19 protein-coding genes are annotated in these 18,980 nt (G+C 68.1%); 6 read left to right on the top strand and 13 right to left on the bottom strand.

Going from position 1 to position 18,980, the window contains the following annotated elements:
• Window positions 1-36: 36 nt before the first annotated feature.
• Window positions 37-1,968, bottom strand: a complete 1,932-nt coding sequence (locus LV476_RS09430; protein WP_250075519.1) for a RelA/SpoT family protein — start codon at window positions 1,966-1,968, stop codon at window positions 37-39.
• A 167-nt stretch (window positions 1,969-2,135) separates the two neighbouring features.
• On the opposite strand from LV476_RS09430, the gene LV476_RS09425 reads away from it, so the two are divergent.
• Both LV476_RS09425 and LV476_RS09420 read left to right on the top strand, forming a co-directional pair.
• The gene (locus LV476_RS09425; RefSeq protein WP_250075518.1) at window positions 2,136-2,840 is read left to right on the top strand and encodes a VIT1/CCC1 transporter family protein; all 705 of its coding nucleotides are present in this window, start codon (window positions 2,136-2,138) and stop codon (window positions 2,838-2,840) included.
• Between the two features lie 7 nt (window positions 2,841-2,847).
• Entirely contained in the window at window positions 2,848-3,474 is a 627-nt protein-coding gene (locus LV476_RS09420) for an esterase/lipase family protein (RefSeq protein ID WP_250075516.1), read from the top strand.
• A gap of 76 nt (window positions 3,475-3,550) precedes the next feature.
• On the opposite strand, the gene LV476_RS09415 is transcribed toward LV476_RS09420, so the two are convergent.
• From LV476_RS09415 to LV476_RS09365, 11 genes are all read right to left on the bottom strand, one after another.
• A complete protein-coding gene (locus tag LV476_RS09415) occupies window positions 3,551-4,048 on the bottom strand; it encodes a ferritin-like domain-containing protein (RefSeq protein WP_250075514.1) in 498 nt (165 codons plus the stop codon).
• A 71-nt stretch (window positions 4,049-4,119) separates the two neighbouring features.
• Window positions 4,120-4,926: a zinc-dependent peptidase gene (locus tag LV476_RS09410; RefSeq protein WP_250075513.1), complete on the bottom strand. Its 807-nt coding sequence runs from the start codon at window positions 4,924-4,926 to the stop codon at window positions 4,120-4,122.
• 22 nt (window positions 4,927-4,948) lie between these two features.
• Window positions 4,949-5,836, bottom strand: a complete 888-nt coding sequence (locus LV476_RS09405; RefSeq protein ID WP_250076322.1) for an HAD-IIB family hydrolase — start codon at window positions 5,834-5,836, stop codon at window positions 4,949-4,951.
• A 5-nt stretch (window positions 5,837-5,841) separates the two neighbouring features.
• Window positions 5,842-8,016 carry an HAD family hydrolase gene (locus LV476_RS09400; RefSeq protein WP_250075511.1) on the bottom strand — a complete coding sequence of 725 codons (2,175 nt, stop codon included), beginning with the start codon at window positions 8,014-8,016 and terminating at the stop codon, window positions 5,842-5,844.
• A 4-nt stretch (window positions 8,017-8,020) separates the two neighbouring features.
• On the bottom strand, window positions 8,021-9,523 hold the full coding sequence (locus LV476_RS09395) for a glycoside hydrolase 100 family protein (RefSeq protein ID WP_284047439.1): 1,503 nt from the start codon (window positions 9,521-9,523) through the stop codon (window positions 8,021-8,023).
• A 112-nt stretch (window positions 9,524-9,635) separates the two neighbouring features.
• The gene (locus tag LV476_RS09390) at window positions 9,636-10,214 is read right to left on the bottom strand and encodes a nucleotidyltransferase family protein (RefSeq protein WP_250075509.1); all 579 of its coding nucleotides are present in this window, start codon (window positions 10,212-10,214) and stop codon (window positions 9,636-9,638) included.
• Window positions 10,204-11,217, bottom strand: coding sequence for an XdhC family protein (locus LV476_RS09385; RefSeq protein ID WP_250075507.1), 1,014 nt, complete (start codon window positions 11,215-11,217; stop codon window positions 10,204-10,206). The genes LV476_RS09390 and LV476_RS09385 overlap by 11 nt, the downstream gene beginning before the upstream one ends.
• A complete protein-coding gene (locus tag LV476_RS09380) occupies window positions 11,214-13,358 on the bottom strand; it encodes a xanthine dehydrogenase family protein molybdopterin-binding subunit (protein WP_250075505.1) in 2,145 nt (714 codons plus the stop codon). The genes LV476_RS09385 and LV476_RS09380 overlap by 4 nt, the downstream gene beginning before the upstream one ends.
• Entirely contained in the window at window positions 13,355-13,840 is a 486-nt protein-coding gene (locus tag LV476_RS09375) for a (2Fe-2S)-binding protein (RefSeq protein ID WP_250075504.1), read from the bottom strand. The genes LV476_RS09380 and LV476_RS09375 overlap by 4 nt, the downstream gene beginning before the upstream one ends.
• A gap of 142 nt (window positions 13,841-13,982) precedes the next feature.
• Complete coding sequence (locus tag LV476_RS09370) at window positions 13,983-14,684, bottom strand: ABC transporter ATP-binding protein (RefSeq protein WP_250075502.1); 702 nt, start codon at window positions 14,682-14,684, stop codon at window positions 13,983-13,985.
• Window positions 14,677-15,924 carry a lipoprotein-releasing ABC transporter permease subunit gene (locus tag LV476_RS09365; RefSeq protein WP_250075499.1) on the bottom strand — a complete coding sequence of 416 codons (1,248 nt, stop codon included), beginning with the start codon at window positions 15,922-15,924 and terminating at the stop codon, window positions 14,677-14,679. Before LV476_RS09365 ends, LV476_RS09370 begins: the two co-directional genes overlap by 8 nt.
• A 274-nt stretch (window positions 15,925-16,198) precedes the next feature.
• Here LV476_RS09365 and LV476_RS09360 point away from each other — a divergent pair, with 274 nt between their 5' ends.
• The 4 genes from LV476_RS09360 to LV476_RS09345 all read left to right on the top strand — a co-directional run bounded on the left by LV476_RS09360 (window position 16,199) and on the right by LV476_RS09345 (window position 18,265).
• Window positions 16,199-16,507 carry a hypothetical protein gene (locus LV476_RS09360; RefSeq protein ID WP_250075498.1) on the top strand — a complete coding sequence of 103 codons (309 nt, stop codon included), beginning with the start codon at window positions 16,199-16,201 and terminating at the stop codon, window positions 16,505-16,507.
• Between the two features lie 54 nt (window positions 16,508-16,561).
• On the top strand, window positions 16,562-16,789 hold the full coding sequence (locus LV476_RS09355) for a YgaP family membrane protein (protein ID WP_250075496.1): 228 nt from the start codon (window positions 16,562-16,564) through the stop codon (window positions 16,787-16,789).
• Between the two features lie 162 nt (window positions 16,790-16,951).
• Window positions 16,952-17,962, top strand: coding sequence for a hypothetical protein (locus LV476_RS09350; RefSeq protein ID WP_250075494.1), 1,011 nt, complete (start codon window positions 16,952-16,954; stop codon window positions 17,960-17,962).
• 33 nt (window positions 17,963-17,995) lie between these two features.
• On the top strand, window positions 17,996-18,265 hold the full coding sequence (locus tag LV476_RS09345; RefSeq protein ID WP_250075491.1) for an acylphosphatase: 270 nt from the start codon (window positions 17,996-17,998) through the stop codon (window positions 18,263-18,265).
• 13 nt (window positions 18,266-18,278) lie between these two features.
• On the opposite strand, the gene LV476_RS09340 is transcribed toward LV476_RS09345, so the two are convergent.
• Window positions 18,279-18,974 carry a sulfite exporter TauE/SafE family protein gene (locus LV476_RS09340; protein ID WP_250075489.1) on the bottom strand — a complete coding sequence of 232 codons (696 nt, stop codon included), beginning with the start codon at window positions 18,972-18,974 and terminating at the stop codon, window positions 18,279-18,281.
• Window positions 18,975-18,980: the final 6 nt, after the last annotated feature.

Below are 18,980 nucleotides of genomic sequence, written 5' to 3'. Positions count from 1 at the left end.
CCCGTCACGGTAACCGTCGCGGATGACGGTTTCCTGTCAGCCGTTCGCCTGTTCGGGCCATTCGACCGGCAACACGCGCTCCGGATAGCAACCGGCCAGATGGGCGAGGTTGCGGCAGTCGGGACGATGCAGCTTGTAGCCCTGCGAACGGCTGAGGAATGCCATCACCCGCTCACCCGGCTGCGGCTGGCAGCACTTCGCCGGGGTGACCTTGAGCCCGTCGATCGACTGATTCTCGATCACCAGGCTGCGCCCGCCCGGCGGTTCGGGAGGCAGTTCGCTTTCGGCAACGGCCGGACGCGGCGGGCGGGCCGAGCGGTCGGCATCCGCGCCCAGCTGGGCCCGGGCGGCCGCCTGCAGCGTCTCGGTGGCGATGCGATGATTGCCGACGGCAAGGAACAACTGCTCCTCGCTGTTCACCCCGAGGGCGGTCAGCAGCCGGCGACGCGCCTCGGCATCCATGGAAAAGCGCCGGTAAAGACGCTCGCAATGCAACCGGCCGCGCTCGCGCGCATCCTCCCGGTCGAACTGCGCGAACCAGTTGCGCACCTTCGCCCGTGAACTGGCCGAGCGCAAAAAGCCGCTCTTGGCATGTGCCCATTCGCGGCTGGGCGCCGGCTCCTTGTGTGTCAGCACCTCGACGACATCGCCGTTGACCACCTGGGTCTTGAGCGGCGCGATCTGGCCATTGACCTTCGCCCCGCGACAGCGGTGACCCAGATGGGTGTGGATGCGATAGGCGAAGTCGAGCACCGTGGCCTCGGCCGGCAGCTCGACCAGCTCGCCACCGGGGGTAAAGGCGTAGACCATCGGCGCGGCCAGCGGGCGGATCTCGCCGCGCGACAGGCCTTGACGCAACGACTCGACCTGCATGTCGAAGGGATTCTCGCCCCCGCCGCCGCCCTTGTAGCGCCAATGGGCGGCCACGCCATACTCGGCGAAGGCGTGCATGCGCTCGGTGCGGATCTGGATCTCCACCACCTTGCCTTCGTCGGCCTCGACGGCGGTGTGTAGCGACTGATAGCCGTTGGGCTTGGGACGGGCGATGTAGTCGTCGTACTCGCTCGGGATGGGCCGGAACAACTCGTGAACCACGGAAAGCGCGGCGTAGCAGTCGGTGACCGAGTCGACCTGCACCCGCAGGGCGCGCACGTCGAACAGCCCCTCGAAGGAGAGCTGCTTGCGACGCATCTTCCCCCAGATGCTGTAGATGTGCTTGGGGCGCCCGTAGACCTCGGCGCGGATGCCGGCCTGCATCAACGCGTGCTGCAGCTTGCCTTCGATGTGGCTCAGGTACGCCTCGCGGCTGGCACGACGCTCATCGAGCAACCGGGCGATCTCGACGTAGGTGGTCGGCTCGAGGTGACGGAATGCCAGGTCCTCCAGCTCCCACTTGACCTGCCCCAGGCCGAGGCGATGTGCGATGGGCGCGTGGACCGCCAGCGTCATGCCGGCATACTGCCGACGCACGGCTTCGTCCGGTTCGTCGACCAGCGCACGCATGCCTTCCAGCCGGTAGGCCAGATCGATCAGGACCGCACGTGCGTCGCGCGCGCCGGCCAGCAGCAGCCGACGCCAGTACTCGCGCTGCCGCTCCGAGCGAGGGGCGGGATAATCCGCCTCCCAGCCCCGCATCCGCTCGATCGCAGCAAGCAGATGCTGTACGTCGGCCCGGCTGTCACGTTCGAACACGGCATGGTCGAACGGAGGCTCGGCATCGTCCGCCAGACCCGGGTCGGCCAGTAACGCCGCCACTAGGGTGGGCAGATCGGCGTGGATGTCCGCCAGCGCCACCGCGACACGCGGGCCGGCGGCGATTCCGTCGGAGTCCGAGGCGGCATGACACAGACGATCGAGCGCCCGGGCGGCAGCTGGCGTGACCGGCTCACCCAGATCGGCCAAATCGGCCAGCGCCTGCTGCAGACGCTGGCAGAGATGATCGGCACTGATGTCGAATGGATGCTGCATGCTCGATATGTTCCGCCTGCGCGATGCTCGAAAGCGGGCGCAAGGCTCCGGTTGGGTTGCCGCGACCGCCGTGGCAGTATCATGGGCGACTGACGCGATCACCGCGCGCCCCGGAGCGCCCAGATTACCATCCGGCCGTTCGGCCGGGCAGGCACAGAGAGACCAGCATGACGCAACGGCCCGACCTTCATGGAGAACATCACCGGCTGAACCGCTACCGCAGCCTACGGGCGAGCCTGCTGGGCGCCATCGCGGGGCTGGTCGCGGTCGCCAGCCTGATCGCCGGCCTGGTGGCAGCCGGCTCCCCGCGGGCCGACATCCTGCTCGCCGCGAGCATTGCCCTGGTCGCAGGTGCGCTCGCCTTGGCGGCAGGCCAGCACGTCGCGCTTCGGCTACGCCAGGATACCGAGCAGGCCGACCTGACGATGGAGGCGCGTGAGCTCGAGATCAACTTCGAGCACGAGCTTCGCGAGCTGCGCGATATCTACGTCCATCGCGGCTGCGACCCCGAGACGGCCGAGCGCGTCGCCCGCCAGATGATGGCCCACGATGCGCTGGGCGCCCATGCCCGCGAAGAGATGGGGCTCTACCGGATCACGACCACCCGGCCGTTCCTCGCCGCCATCCCGCTGGCGGTGGCCTTCGCGATCGGCGCTGCCACACCGCTGGCCGCCACGCTGCTGGCACCCGCGTCGAGCATGTCGCTGGTGACCGTGCCGGTCACGCTGGCGGTCCTGGCGACCCTCGGCGCGCTCAGTGCCCGGACCGGCGGCGCCTCGTTGTTCCTCGGCGGTTTCCGCACCGCTTTCTGGGGTGCGGCGACCATGGCCGCGACCGCACTGGTTGGCCAGTTGATCGCGACCGTCGCCTGACCCGCCGGTGACGGACACGCCGCGCCCGACCGCGGTCCTGATCCACGGGCTGTGGATGGGGCCCTGGGCCCTGCGTCCGCTGGCAAACCGCCTGAACGACGCCGGTCTGGCGACCGCCCGGTTCGGTTATTCAACCCGTGCCACCCCGGCGGCAAGCGCCGACCGGCTGGCCGACTGGCTCACCGGACAAGCACACATGCCTCGCCACCTGGTGGCCCACAGCCTTGGCGGGATCGTCCTGGCCCATCTGTTCGACCGCCACCCGGCCCTGCTTCTTCCCGACACGCATGTCGTGCTGCTTGGCAGCCCCCTGGCCGGCAGCGCGGTGGCCCGACGGCTGGCCAGTTGGAGCTTGGCGCGACGGCTGCTCGCGGGCAGCCTGATCGACGGTCTCGACGGGAGGGCTCCGGCCTGGCAGGCGGCCAACACCCTGATGCTGGCCGGCACCCGCCCGATCGGACCGGGGCGACTGGTCCCGGGGGCGCTGGTCGGGCCGAACGACGGCACGGTCGCGGTCGACGAGACCCGCGTGCCCGGCCTGGCCGCGCATCGCTGCCTGCCCGCCAATCATTTCGGCCTGCTGCTCTCGCGTCCGGTCGCCGAGGCAGCGGCCGCCTTCCTTCTCGACCGCTGATCCTCGTGCAACGAAAAAGGCCGACCCGTCGGGGTCGGCCCTTTGGCGCCTGCCGGCCCGTCGCGGCCGGGACGCGTCACTCGCCGGTGTCGGGCGAGTGATAGGCGAGAATGTAGTTCGGCTCACCCATGCGCTCGATCAGCTCCAGCTGGCGCTTGAGCCAGTCGGCGTGCCCTTCCTCGTCCATGAGGATCTCCTCGAAGATGTGGACCGTGCCGACATCTCCCTCGTCGCGTGCCTGCATGGCGGCCTTGCCGTAGAAGTCGATCGAGGCGAGCTCTTCCTTCAGATCGGCTTTGAACATGTCGCTCAGCGAGTTGGAACGCTTAGCCGGCTTGGCCTCGGTGACCTCCGGGTCACCATCGAGGAACAGGATACGGTCGATGAACTGGCTGGCGTGGCCCAGCTCCTCCTGCACCTCGCCCTGCATTTTCTTCGACAGGCGATCCAGCCCCCAGTCCTCGAGCACGTGCGCATGCAGCATGTACTGATGGGTAGCGGTGAGCTCCATCGACAATGCCTGCTGCAGATTCTTGAGGGTCTTGTCGTTCTTCTTCGCCTTGGCTGCACTCATGGATGGAAGTCCTCTGTCGACAATGTGAATGAAATCGCTTTCCGACGGGTCGCCGGTGCCTGCGCAAGACTTTAGACGTCGAGAGCCGATTTGACAGCAGCAGGCGCATCGCGACGATGCAATGGATCCTGGCCGTAGAACGTGGCCAGGTGCCGATAGAGACCCGCATCGAAATGCACGAGTTCCTCGGGTAGACGAAAGAAATACTCGCTGAGCACGGCGAAGAACTCCGCCGGATTGGTGGCCGCATAGGGATCGATCGGCGGCTCCCGGTCGGCATCGAGAGCGTCGTTGAGCCGCTCGAATGCCGACTGGAAATCCGCGGTCCAGCGACGGCGATCCTGCCCCTTGCCCAGCGGCGGGAAGCCGTTTTCCGCACCGTTGGCCCCGTCGATGAAATGCGCGATTTCATGCACCACCACGCTGGTGGCGACCTCGGGGTCGAGCCCGGCCTCGATGTCCGCCCAGGACAGCACCAAGGTACCGTGCGACCAGGCCTCGCCGGCCCGCAGATCGCGCACCTCGTGCACCACCCCGGCCTCGTCCATTTCCTCGTGATCCACCTCGAAGGCATCCGGATAGATGACCACCGAGCGGATCGCCTCGAGCCAATCGAGACCGAGCGCGAGCACCGGCAGCACTGCCAGCGCGGCGATGCGCAGTTGTGCCGCGTCGGTCAACTCCATGCCACCGGCGGCATAGAACGGCCGGCCGGCGAGAAAGCGACCGGCAAGCTGTCGCAGGCGCTCGACCTCGTCAGCGGTCAGATCGACCAGCTCGGGCTGCTCGCGACAGAGTGCCGACCAGGCATCACGCGGAATATCGACGGATGGAGACGGACGCCGGCCGAACAACCGGCGCAGGGCCTGCCAGAGCATCAGCGGTGACTCGCGCGGCGGCTCATGCCCCGTCGGCCCGTTCGCCTTCGGCGGCCAGGTTCATCAGGCCGCGGGTTTCCGGCAGGTAGTGGACCAGCCCCTCGAGCACGCCCGCCGCGTAGTTGCCGTTCATGCCGAACAACCCGCCCTGCGCGAGGTAGAGCGTGTCTTCCAGCGCCCCGGCACGCACCAGGTCGCGGGCGCGTTCCTTGACCTCGGGCTCGGCGTTGGCGACGAGCACGCCGTTGATGTGGCTACCGAGGGCATGAAGATCGTTGCCGGAGTCGCCGGCGAACAGCGCGCGCCGTTCGTCGAAGGACAGCCGCTGGATGAGGAATTCGATCGCGTGCAGCTTGCTGGCACCCGACGGCAGCACGTCGAGCAGCAGCATATCGGCGGCCTCGTCGACCGACCACACCAGCCGCGCATCCATGCCGTTTTGCCACAGCCGGCCGTGCAACTCGGCATCGAGCACGCCCTGGTTCACGTCCCGGTTGACGTAATAGCTCGCCTTGAACGCGCCCTGCTTGGACGGCTCCTGCGAGCGGATCGCGGTGATGTCGTCGAAGATGTCGCTGATGTCGTCGTGGGTCAGGCCGTTCCAGTACGGGGCAATCTCGTCGGTCCACGCCGGCCAGTGGATCCAGTCGCCGTTGCCGGAGCCCGTCTGCGATCGCGGCGCGTAGATGGTGGTACCCACGTCGCCGATGATGTAGTCCGGCTGCGGCAGCGACCATTCGTCGATGCCATCGAGCACCAGCTGCAGATCGCGCCCCGAGACGAAGACGAGCTCGACTGCCGGGTGGGCGCAGAAGCGGGCCAGGCGGGGCCGGGCATCCGGGGATTCCTCCTGACGGCCGTTGGGAATCAGGGTGCGATCCAGGTCGCAGCACAACAAGACGGGGGCCATCTCGCTCACCGCGCGCCCTCCCGGTCGCCGGGCAGGGCACATGCGTCGAAGAAGTCGTAGTAGTCGATCGCCTCCAACACGCCTGCCGGCCCGTGTTTGCGGGTAAAGATCACCCGATCGAGGTCAGTCAGACCCGGCAGCTCTTTCTTGCCGTCGGCGGTGACCACCGCACCCAACGGATTGCCCCGCAACATGTCCTCGTCGGTTGCACATCCGCCGACCACCAGCAGCCGATCGAGCGGGATGCCCCACTGGCTGGCGAAATAGCGCAGCGCGAACCCCTTGGAGGCCCGCACCGGCATGGCGAGTACCTCGTTGCGCGACAGCGACACAAGGTGCGCGTGGATGTCGAGCCCATGCAATTCGTTCTCCAGGGCTTCGATTCCCGGGAAGGCGTCGGCGTCCTCGATGAACGCGTGCACGGCATGCACGCCCTGCACTGCCCGCGATCGCAGTGCCAGCCCCGGCGTCTGGGTGAGCAGGTTGTAGACACGATCCGGCTGCCAGGCGTAGCCGATGTGCCGACTCCATCCCTCGTCCCGCGACAGCCGCGGGCCGTAGTGGATCTGGGTGCCGCCGCGGGTGATCAGCACATCCGGTGTCGGCACGCCCATTTCCTTGAGCTGAGCGAGCACCTCATGCCGGGGACAGTCGGAAACGACACCGAAACCAACCCAGCGACGACGCTGGCGCAGTGTCTCCACCAACCGGGCCCGGGTCGCCGCATCGGTCGAATCGCCGAGAGTGGCCAGCTCGACCACGATCGCCCGATCCACCTGGGTGAGCACGTGATCCGGCAGGGTGGGACGCTCGGGGTGCCGTTCACCCGTGGCGATACCGGCGATGCGCTCGAGATAGCTCTCGACGTGCGCATCCCAGGAGTAGTGCTCGCGAACGCGACGGACACCGTTGTCCGAATAACGTCGCCAGCGATCACGGTCGTCGAGCAACGCGTGAATCTTCTGCCCCATCGACTCCGCGTCGAGCGGATCGATCAGCTCGCCGTTTTCACAGGCACCGATGATGTCGCGGGGACCACCGTCCTCCGTGGCCAGGATCGGCGCGCCGGTGGCGGCCGCCTCGATCAGCGTCAGGCCAAACGGCTCGGTCAGCGCCGGGTTGATGAACACGCCACCGCTACGGGTGACCAGCCGGTAAAGGTCGGGCACGTCGTCGGAGACGTGGTGCCTGGGATAGGCGGCCACACCATAGAGGTCGTAGTAGTCGATCAGGAGCAGCAGGTCGGTGAGCACCTTGCGCGGCCCGGCATCCATGTCGCGGATGTCGTCGCGATTGCCGGCGATGATCACGAGGTTCGCCTGCTCGCGCAGTTGCGGGTGGCCTCCAAAGGCCTCGATCAAGGTGGCGATGTTCTTGCGCTCGTCGGGACGCGACAGGGCAAGCACCAGCGGGCGTTCGGGCTCTTTCAGGAAGCGCTTGAGCTCGGCGCGCATCGGTGGATCGAACGTCGCCGGCGGCGGGTTGAACCGCTCGAGGTTCACCCCCGGCGGGATTACCGTCATCTTGTCCTCGTCGGCCCAGTCGTAGAGACCGTACTGCTCCTCGATCTCCTGGCCGGTGCTTACCACCACCATGTCGGCGGCGAGCAGGACCTCCTCCTCGGCACGCACGCGCGTGGACATCGCGTAGGTGTTCTCGATGGTCGCGCTGCTCTCGCCGCGGGCGAGCAGCCGGCGCCGCTTGACCCGGCCGAGCGAGTGGCCGGTGTGCACCAGCGGCACACCGAGATTGCTGGCCAGGCGCACGCCGACGTAGCCCGCATCGGCGTAATGGCTGTGCACCAGCGTGGGCGTGCGCCCCACCGAGTCGATGTGGGCAAGTGCGCCGTCGACGAAGCAGTTGAGGTAGTCCCAGAGACGTTCCTTGGGCAGGTACTCGTCCGGACCGGCATCGATGCGGATGATGTGGGCGTTGTCGCCCAGCTCCTCTTCCGGCTGGGCGTAGTCGTCGTCGATGCGCGGATCGATCACCCGCCGAGTGAACAGGTCAACGCGCTCGACCTCCGGCCGCCGGGCCAGCGCCCGGGCCAGCTCGACCACATACAGGGTCTGCCCGCCGGTATCGGCATCCCGCCCCAGCTCGAGGTTCTCGCCACGGATCAACCCGTGAACGCTGACCAGGCAGATATAGAGTCCGTTTTTCCCTGCCGTGCTTGCCATTGCGTCAATCATCTCCCTGATCGTCGATATCCGGTTCATCGCCTCCGTTGCGCGACGCGTTGCCGTCGTCCTCCATCAACGCGAGTTCGGCGAGCCGACCGGGGTTCTCGAGGAAATGACGAGCCAGCAGCATGCCGGTCGCGCTCCACACCTGGTGAAGATTCGCTCGCCGGCCGATCAGCCGCCCGTGACGACCATCGTAGTATTCCGGCCAGTTGTCCTCCATCACCCGACGTTCGGCGACCCGGAAGGCCCGTTCGCCCAGGTCCTGGCGCCCGGAGACGATCGAGGCGGCCACCAATGGCCAGATCAGCACCGGCCAGTTGCCGCCGTTGTGATAGGACCAGGGCACGTTCTTGGGATCCGAGCCGGTCATCAGCCGCCATTCGGCGCCGCGGACCGGCGGGTAGACCAGCTTGGCCGGCATCTGCCCGATCAGGTCATCCCAGCGCTCACCCAGGGTGTGCATCAGCAGGCTGCCCTGCTCGGGCGTGGCCAGCCCCGCCAGCGTGGCGAGGTAGTTCCCCTGCGAGAAGAAACGGAAATCGATCCGGCCCGGGCCGAGGTTGCCGACGAAATAGCCACCGTCGTCGGGCAGCCAGTCGGGCACCCACTCGGGGATCGACTCGGGATAGATATTGAAGACGTTGTCGACGTCGTGACCGAACTTCTCGGTCGAGAAGCGGTGCACCTCGTTGAGCACGTCGAGATCCAGCCAGTAGTAGCGACGCACGTATTTGCGCAGCACCTGCCGGCGACGGGCCGCCAGGTCGATCAGCCAGTGGCTGCCCTCGTCGATGGTCAGCAGGTCGGCGGCGCGCAACGTCATGTCGAACAGCGCCTGGATCTCCAGCGGGTGACCGTTGACACCCATGCGCCGGTCGATCATGAACGAGCCGTCGGGCACCAGCAGCGTCGGGAACACCTCGAAGCGGCTCTGCAGGCACAGGCTGAGGATCATGCGCAGCCCGCGCTGCACCTCGGGTGTGTGAGCGAAGGCGGTATCGCCGGTATAGCGCACGTAGGCGCGCAGCAGCACCGTCCACCACATCATCGAATCGACCGGCGCGACCCGGCCGATGGCGCGATCGCCGAAATCGGCGGAGAGCTGTTCGCTGCCGTCGTCGAGGGTGATCACGCGGAAGGAGGCCGGCAGCACGCCCGGCGCGATCTGCTGACCTTCGAGCTCTTCCTGCTGACCCCGCATTCTGAGGATCATCGCGAGGAATTCCCGCACCACATCCGAGCGCCCCTCGAGCAGCATCAGGAAGGCGGCCGACACGAAATCGCGAACGAAGCAGTCGCGGTAGTTGTCGGCAGGCGCACGCGGGTCGAGGCTTGCCATGGTGCCGACCGGCTGACCCTGATAGCGGATCACCGCGTCGTCGAGCAGCCGGTAGGCATCGGCCAGCACCGCCGATTCGTCGGCGAAACGGGGTGAGGCGAAGCAATGGTGCGAGGCGTGCAGCGGCTCGGTGGCACGACTCGTTGGCGGACGCTCGTTCATCCGGGGTCCTTTGGTGCAATCGCGATGAGATGTCCGCGGGCGCGGCACGAGCGCCCCGACGTCATTTCAAAAGTTAGCACAGGCTGATGCACGACGTCGCGCGCGGAACGTGTCAGTCGTGGATGTGGAGATCGCCGGGACGGTCCACGTCGGTCACCACGCCCGGGTGAACACAGCGCAACGACTTGCCCTCGCGGGCCGGAAACCCGCGGGCGGCGAGGTGGCTGATCCAGGCGGCCGGGCAGGCGACCGGGTGCCCCGGGCGGTCGTCGTGGACGGGACGCACCGGCCGACCGGCAACGCGCATCGCGCGGATCAGCCGCAGGGCGTCGACCGAGCGGACATCGGGCATGTCGCCAAGAAAAATCAGGGCGCCCTCCACCGTCCGGTCCCGCTCGAGCCGGGCCAGCGCGCAGCGGCGGCTGGCCGCCAACCCCTCGCCGGCCTCGGGGCAGACCACCACCTCGGCGGGCAGCCGGCCGAGCAAGGCATCCAGACGGGCATCGGGTGCGTCGACCACCACCAGCACCCGGTCGCAGACCGCCCGGGCGATCGTCAGTGCATGGGCGAGCAACGGCTCGCCGCGGCAGGTCGCCCAGCGCTTGTCCGCGCCGAATCGCTGGGCCCGCCCCGCGGCAAGCACCACGCCGACAATGCCCGACTGGACCGGGGATCGGCGCTCAGTCGGCATCCAGCGCGGCACGGGCAACCGGGGCGAGTGGCGCCCCCTTGCCGGGACGACGTGCGAGGCTGCGCGCCGCCACCAGTTCGGCGGCAATCGAGACGGCAATCTCCGCCGGCGTGTGCGAACCGATGTCCAGCCCGGCCGGCGCACGCAGCCGCGAGGTATCGACACCCAGCGAGGCCAGACGGTCGCGGCGCGCGCGGCTGGTACCGACGCCCCCCATCACGGCGACGTGAAAGGCCGGCGACTCAAGCGCGTCGATCAGCGCCAGGTCATCCAGGCGCGGATCGTGCGCGACCGCGACCACCGCCGTGCGCTCGTCGAGCCCCAGCCGGGCGAACAGCCGTTCGGGCGCCTCCTGCGACAGCATTGTGCCAGCGGGCACCGGCTGCGCGCTGGCGCGCGGGTCGCAGACGATCACCTCGAACCCCAGTGCCAGTGCCTGCGGCCCGAGCTGATCGGCCACCGGTCCACTGCCGACAATCACCAGCCGCCACGCCGGCCCGAAGGGCACCGCCAACTTCCGCTCATCACGGGTGGGCGATTCGGGCAGCAGGCTCGCCGCCGGCCGCCAGCCGACCACGCCGCTGGACAGATCGACCTCGCGCCAGACCGCCTGCCGACGCGAAATCGCCGCCAGGGCCGGCTCGATGTCTTCCGGACCGCGCAGCCACTCGACCAGTACCGACAGGGTGCCGCCGCAGGGCAGACCGTGATGGTCACTCCCATCGTAGGAACGGATAACCGGCGCCCGGGACTGACCCCGGCGAGCGCGCTGCGCGAGCCAGTCGAGCAGGTCCTCCTCGATGCAGCCACCCGAGATCGAGCCCTGCATCCGCGGACGGGGGGCCGGCGGATCGACGACCACCCAGATCGATCCGGGTCGACGCGGCGCCGAGCCGTAGGTCGACAGCACGGTGACCAGTGCCACCTCGCGACCTGCCGCCAGCCCGTCGACGGCCAGCCGCAGGGCTGCCTCGCGGTCCGACGACGGCAGCGCGGCGGTCATGCCTTGCCGTCCAGCTCGATCGGCAGGGCGCGGACCGGCTTGCCCGTGAGACTCGCCAGGGCATTGGCTACTGCCGGAGCGATGGGCGGCACACCCGGCTCACCGACGCCGCCCGGCTCGTGACCGGAGGCCACGATCGACACCTCCACGGCCGGCATCTGATCCATGCGCAGCGCCTGGTAGTCATTGAAGTTCTGCTGCTGGACCCGGCCGTTCTTGATCGAGATCTTGCCGAACAAGGCGGCGGTCAGACCATAGGTGATGCCCGAGTGCATCTGACGCTCGACGCCCGCCGGGTTGACCGCAATGCCGCAATCGATCGCGCACCAGACGCGGTGCACTCGCGGCATGCCGTCCTCGATCGACACCTCGGCCACCTCGGCACAGTAGCTGCCGAAGGACTTGGCCACCGCGACGCCGCGGGCGCGCCCCTCGGGGACCTTGCCGCCCCAGTCGGCCATCTCGGCAACCCGATCGAGCACGCCGCGCTCGCGCGAATCCTTCTTCAAGAGCCGACGGCGATACTCGACCGGATCGGACCCGGCCTTGTGCGCCAGTTCGTCGAGGAACGACTCCACCACGTAGGCGTTCTGCGAATGCCCCACCGAACGCCAGAAACCGACCGGGATGCCCGGATCGACCTTGGCGTAGGTCACGGCGATGTTCTCGATCTGGTAGGGGTGATCCGCCGCCCCTTCGACCGCGGCCGGATCGATGCCCTCCTTGACCATGCCCGGCGCGACCCGTGACCAGATCGACGGACCGGCAATGCGATGCACCCAGGCAACCGGCAGGCCGTCGTCACCGAGCGTCGCGGCGAGTTCGTTGTAGGCCGCCGGGCGATAGAAGTCATGCTGGATGTCGTCGGGCCGAGACCAGACCACCTGCACGGGCCGCCCGGCCTGCTTCGACAATTCGACCGCCTCGCGGACGAAGTCGGTCTCGAAGCGCCGTCCGAAACCGCCGCCGAGGAATGTGGTGTGCACCGTCACCTTGTCCTTGTCCACGCCGGCCACCTCGGCCGCGACCTTCTGGACCGACCCCTGCGCCTGGGTCGGCACCCAGACCGTGACACCGCCCTCGTGCACCGAGGCGGTCGCGTTCATCGGCTCCATGGTGGTGTGGGCCAGGTACGGCACCCGATAGGTGGCCTCGATCGTATTCTCGCCGTCGACCAGGGCCTCGGCACCGCGCCCCTCGCTGCGGGCCGGCTTGCCAGCGCCGACGCCCTCTCGGAACTGCGTGTCGATCGCCTCGTCATCGAGATCCGCCAGTTCGCCCTCGTTCCATTCGATCGAGAGCATGCCGCGGGCCTGGTCGGCGCTCCACCAGTCGCGGGCGAGCACGGCCACGCCGCTTTCCATCTCGATCACGCCGACCACGTTGGCCGCCTTCTTGGCCTTCGACGCATCGACTGACTTCAGCGTGCCGCCGAACACCGGACAGCGAGCGATGCTCGCCTTGAGCAACTGGTCCGGCCGGGCGTCGATACCGAAGCCGGCCTGACCGGTGACCTTTTGCGGCGAGTCCAGCCGCTTGGTCGGCTGGCCGATCAGACGGAACTGCTCCGGCGACTTGGTGAAGACCTCCTCGGGCGGCTCAAGCCCGGCGGCATCCGCGACCAGGTCTCGGTACTCGGCCTGCCGACCGGTGGCGGTGTGCACCACCACACCCGGCTCGGTGCGCAGTTGGTCCATCGGCACGCCCCAGCGATTGGCCGCGGCCTGGACCAGCAGTTCGCGGGCGCTCGCGCCGACCTCGCGCAGCTGGTTGTAGAAGCCGCGCACGGTGGCACTGCCGCCGGTGACCTGGCTGCCGAGCACGGGGTTGGCGTAGACCGGGTCGGCCGGTGCGAAGCGGGTATCGAAGTCCGCCCAGGGGAGATCGAGCTCCTCGGCGATCATCATCGGGATGACCGTCATGGCGCCCTGGCCCATCTCCGAACCGGAAACGGTCACGATATTGCGGCCGTCGGGGTGCATCTCGATCCAGGCATTGGGCTCCAGCACGTCGGCGCCGTCATCCGGCGTGCCGCCGGCGGTCGCCGCACGGGCGGATTCGGGTGCGCCGAGGCGAAAACCGATCAACAGACCGCCGCCGACCGCGGCGGAGACTTTCAGAAACTGTCTGCGCGTGGTCATGCCGACACCTCCTCGCCGTCACGGCCGGTCATCTTTGCCGCCGCGGCATGCTTGATGGCCGCGCGGATCTGGTTGTAGGTGCCACAGCGGCAGATATTGCCCTGCATGGCGCGGTCGATGTCCGCATCGGAGGGATCGGGGTTGTCGGCCAGTAGCGCGGCGGCCTGCATGATCTGGCCGGACTGGCAGTAGCCGCACTGCGGCGCGTCCTCGGCCACCCAGGCCAGCTGTACGGGGTGGTCACCGGCCGAGGAGAGGCCCTCGATGGTGGTGATGTCCTTGCCGTCGACCGACGAGACCGGCGTGACGCAGGAGCGCGTGGCTTCGCCGTCGACGTGCACGGTGCAGGCGCCGCACAGCCCGGCACCACAGCCGAATTTGGTGCCGGTCAGGCCGACGTAGTCGCGGATGGCCCAGAGCAGGGGCATGTCGTCGGCGACCTCGAGAGTCACCGGTCGACCATTGAGGGTGAGTGTTGCCACGGCAGACCTCCTTATTCGGATGCACAGTCGGAAATCGCCCCGGAGCGGGGCGATCGGAACGTGCAAAGGAGCCTAGACGCTGCTGACGCGGCCGCAATATGTTTTGCAGGACACAGCGGGCCGGCGAGAGGCCGGCAGGGAATCAGGCGCGGTCGGTGATCAGGCCGTCGACGATATGAAGGGTGCGGTCCATGCGCGCGGCGAGCCCGAGGTCGTGAGTGACCAGCACGATGGCACTGCCCATGGCGCGATTGAGCTCGAGCATCGCCTCGACGGCGGCCTCCGAACTCTGCGTGTCGAGGTTGCCGGTCGGCTCGTCGGCCAGCACCACGTCAGGCCGGGCGACCAGTGCCCGGGCAATCGCGACCCGCTGGCGCTCGCCGCCGGAAAGTTCGCCGGGGCGGTGTTCGAGCCGGTGGCCCAGCCCCACGCGCTCAAGCAGGGTGCGGGCTTCTGCCTCGGCCTGCGAGCGCACCTGTCGGCGGATGATCAGCGGCATGGCGACATTGGTCAGCGCCGAGAATTCGGGCAGCAGGTGATGCGCCTGATAGACGAAGCCCAAGTGACGATTGCGCAACAGCCCCCGGCGACGCTCGCCCAGGGCCGAGAAACGCTGCCCGGCCAGCCAGACCTCGCCGTCGCTGGGCTGGTCCAGCCCCGCCAGCAGGGAGAGCAGACTCGACTTGCCGGCCCCGGATGCGCCGACGATCGCAACACGCTCGCCGGCACGGATGGTCAGGTCGATCCCCCGCAGCACCTCGACGTTGAGATTGCCCTCGCGGAAGGTGCGGGTCAGTTCGCGCGCTTCGAGTACGGGACGATCGGTCGGCGACATGTCATTCATAACGCAGGGCCTGGGCCGGTTGAACACGGGAGGCACGCCACGCCGGGTAGAGCGTGGCCAGGAAGGACAGGGCGAAGGCCATCAGGCCGATCAGGCCGACATCATTCCACTCGAGCCGCGACGGCACCTCGCTGATGTAGTACACGTCGGCGGGCATGAACTGGATCCCGACCGCGTTCTCGATCCACGGCACGATCACGTCGATGTTCTCCGCGATCAGCACACCGACACCGACGCCGACCAGCGTGCCGATCAGGCCGATCACCACCCCGGTGATGATGAAGATCATCATGATCGACGCGGGACTCGCGCCCAGCGTGCGCAGGATGGCGATGTCGCCCTGCTTGTCGGTGACCAGCATGACCAGCGTCGAGACGATGTTGAAGGCGGCCACCGCCACGATCAGCGACAGGATGATGAACATCACGGTGCGTTCGATCTGGATCGCCCGGAAGAAATTCGAATTCGAGCGGGTCCAGTCCTGGGCCACGTAGGGCGCACCGAGACGATGGTTGAGATCGCGCGCCACGGCCGGGGCGGAGAAGATGTCGTCGAGCTTGAGCCGCACCCCGGAAACCGACTCGCCGCTGCGGAACAACGCCTGGGCATCGGCGAGGTGGATCATCGCCGTGCCGCGATCGTACTCGTACATGCCGACCTCGAAGAGGCCGGCCACGGTGAAGCGCCGCTGGCGCAGCATGCCGCCGACCGGGGTCACGGCGACATCCGCGCTGATCAGCATCAGCTTGTCACCCACGCCCACGCCCAGCGAACGCGCCAGAGCCGAGCCAAGCACGATGCCGAACTCGCCCGGCGCCAGGTCCTCCAGCGCGCCCTGCTTCATGTGGGAGCCGATGTCGGTGACCGGCTTCTCGAGCTCCGGGCGAATGCCGCGGATGATCGCGCCCGAGACGGCCGAGCCGGCCGAGAGCATCCCCTCGGACTGGATGTACGGCGCGGCGGCCTGCACGGCGGGATTCCGGTCGACTCGGTCGACCACCGACGGCCAGTCGGACAGCGAGCCGCCCTGCTGACTGACGGTCACGTGAGCGGTCATGCCGAGGATGCGCTCGCGCAGCTCGTCCTGAAAGCCGTTCATCACCGAGATCACCACGATCAGGGCGGTCACGCCGAGCGTGATGCCGATGATCGACGTTGCCGATATGAAGGACACGAAACGGTTGCGCCGCTTCGCCCGGGTGTACCGCAACCCGATCATCCATTCGAATGTCCGCCTCATCCGGCCCTCTCGTGTTGTCTCGATGCGTGAATCAACGCAGTCTAGCCGCAACCGCGCGCACTGTCCCGTCGCCGCCCGACGCTGGTCGACGAGCTTGCAGCATGGCGCGGCGTGACGCAGACTAGCGGAAATCCCCGTCATGGCGAGCCGATCCGGCTCTCACGGCGGGAGGCAACGCCCGGAATGTCGCGGCCCGACAACACCGACCGCCAGACCGACGATCCGGGCAACCGTCAGGGAACGAGCCATCCGACCAAGGATCCAGGAGCTAGCCATGAAACCGTTGACTCACCTGAACCGACTGCTGGCGACCGTCGCCATCGTGTTTGCCGCGACCGCCGCCACCTCGGTCGTGCAGGCCCAGACAGAAGACAGCGCAACCCACCAGTCAGTTCACGGCCTCACCCAGAACCAGGTCATCGCCCGCTTCGGCGAGCCGGTAAAACGATTCGCGGCCGTGCCCGCTCAGGGCGAGCATCCGACCCCGCCGATCATTCGCTGGGATTACGCCGACTTCAGCATCTACTTCGAGAAGACGATCGCCCTGCATCGCGTCGAACACGGGAAATTCCCTCCGCAGTGACTACACTCGCTTCGGCGAATCCATTGTCCTGATACAACTCGGAGGTAGTGACCGATGAAAGCGAACATGGGAGTGATCGACAGGTGGCTGCGCATCGTGGTCGGCGTGGCGCTCATCGCGCTGGCACTGTTTGGCGTGATCGGCTGGTGGGGCTACATCGGCATCATCCCGCTGGCCACCGCGGTAATCAATTTCTGCCCGGTCTACCGACTGATCGGCATCGACACCATCGGTGCCGGCAAGGGCCAGTCGGGCGGCTCGTCGGGTGACGGCCCCGCCTGACGCCATCCCTTCCGAAACCGCCGCCCCGGCCCGACGGGGAACCCAAGGCGGTTTCGGCGGACCAACCTGAAGCACATTGCGCCCCGCCCCGGCTCCGCCGGGCGAGTCGGGGCGCCGTTGTGCCCGCCCATCACCTGCCGCCACGTTGAACGTCACCCGCCAATGTCGCCTCCCGTCTTCCACCATCGGTCGATTCTTGCCTTGTTGGTGACACTGCTGTGCGCCCCGGCCGCGCCAGCCAGCCCGCCGAACGAGGCCGAACTTCCCGCTCAGATCGACGAGGCCTCGGGGCTGGCCTATTCGACCCAGCATCCCACCCTTCTCTGGACGCACAACGACAACATCAACGATCCGGGGTCCATGCGCCGGGTGACACCCTTCCTGTACGGCATCTCCCCGGACGGACAACCTCGGGTCCGGGTGGAGCTGACCGGGCTGACCCAGCGCGACTGGGAAGCGATCGAGAGCACCCGCCTCGACGGGGTCGACACCCTGGTGGTGGCCGACAGCGGCGACAACCTTGGCAGTTGGCCGGACTACGCACTCTGGTTCATCCCCGAACCGGAAACCCTGCCCGCCTCGGGCAGGGTCAGCACCTCACCCACCGCACTGCTGCGCTACCGTTACCCCGACGGGCCGGCGGACACCGAGGCGATGGCCATCGATACCGCCAGCGGCGAGGTGCTGCTGCTGAGCAAGCGGGAGGACCCGCCGCGGCTGTTTTCCCTGCCGCTCTCCGCGCGGCACTCATACGATGCCGACCACGGCGACAGTGATCGCGAGCGCCTGCGCGAATCCCCCGTGCACGAGGCCCGGCCGGTCGGCCCGATGGGCGGGCTGGTGCCGACCGACCCCATCAACTGGCTGCTCTCGCCATTGACCGGCCGGCAGACGAGCCTGCCGACCGACATGGCGCTGTCGCCGAATGGGCGCGTGCTGGGCGTACTGACCTACTCCTCGCTGTACTTCTTCCACCGCGAGCCCGGCGAGGGGTGGGCCGAGGCCATCCGTCGCCCGATCGCCTCCCGCTCCCTGCCACGGATCGAACAGTGGGAGGGTCTCGCCTTTTCGGCCGACGGTCGATACGTCAGCATTGTCCGCGAGGGAACCGGTGCCGGGACCATGCGCTATCTGGAAATCCCCGAAGCTGCCCGCAGCGTAACGGGCGGCTAGAATCCGGTGCCAAGCCACCAGAGGAGAACAAGCATGCGCCGGGTGCACGTACTGATCAGCGGTCGCGTACAGGGTGTCTTCTTCCGCGACTTCACCCGTCGCGAGGCCATCGATCACGGCCTGACCGGCTGGGTGCGCAATCTGGCCGACGGCCGGGTGGAGGCCGTGCTCGAAGGGCCGCACTCCGAGGTGGAAGCAGTGCTGGAGCGACTACGACAGGGACCGCCCCGGGCGCAGGTGGACGGCACCGAGCACCGCGAGGAGGCGCCGGAGGGAATCGAAGGGTTCTCGGTACGCGGCTGAACCGCCCGGATGATCAGCCAGCCAGCCGCGCCCCGGCGACCGAAAGCTGGTAGACGCCGAAGGCGATTACCATCCCGCCGGCGACCCGGCGCACCCACTGGCGACGAACGAACGCCGCCAGCTGGGCGGCGAATGCTCCCATCGCCAGCAGGTTGGGCAGGGTACCCAGGCCGAAACCGAGCATCAGCAATGCACCGGCCAGCGGCCCGCCGGCCGACAGCGCCCAGATCAGGACGCTGTAGACCAGCCCGCAGGGCAACCACCCCCACACCAGCCCCAGCCCGAAGGCCTGCGCCGGTGAGCGCACCGGCATCAGTCGCCGACCGACCGGCTCGATGAACCGCCACAGCCGCGAGCCGGCCCGCTCGATGCGCGTCAGGCCGAACCACCAGCCACCGACGTAGAGCCCCATCATCACCATGAACAGCCCGGCGATGCCGAGCAGCACCAGCTGGGCCTGCTGCATCGGCACCAGCGACAGCCCCAGCAGCCCCACCGTACCGGCGATCGCGCCGGCCATGGTGTAGGAAGTGATCCGGGCGAGGTTGTAGGCCAGGAGATACGGCAGCAGCCGCAGCGGGCGTTCGCGGGTCTCGGCCGGCAGGCCGAAGGTCAGTGCCCCGACGATGCCGCCGCACATGCCGACGCAGTGCACGCCGCCGAAGAAACCCACGGCCAGGGCGGCAAAGAAACTGATGTTTTCCGGCATGAGGAC

Origin of the sequence: Guyparkeria hydrothermalis (genome assembly GCF_023555385.1) — a bacterium.
GTDB classification, from domain to species: Bacteria; Pseudomonadota; Gammaproteobacteria; order Halothiobacillales; family Halothiobacillaceae; genus Guyparkeria; species Guyparkeria hydrothermalis_A.
The sequence above is the reverse complement of the archived record's forward strand: the minus strand, read 5'-3'. Positions and strand labels throughout refer to the sequence as shown.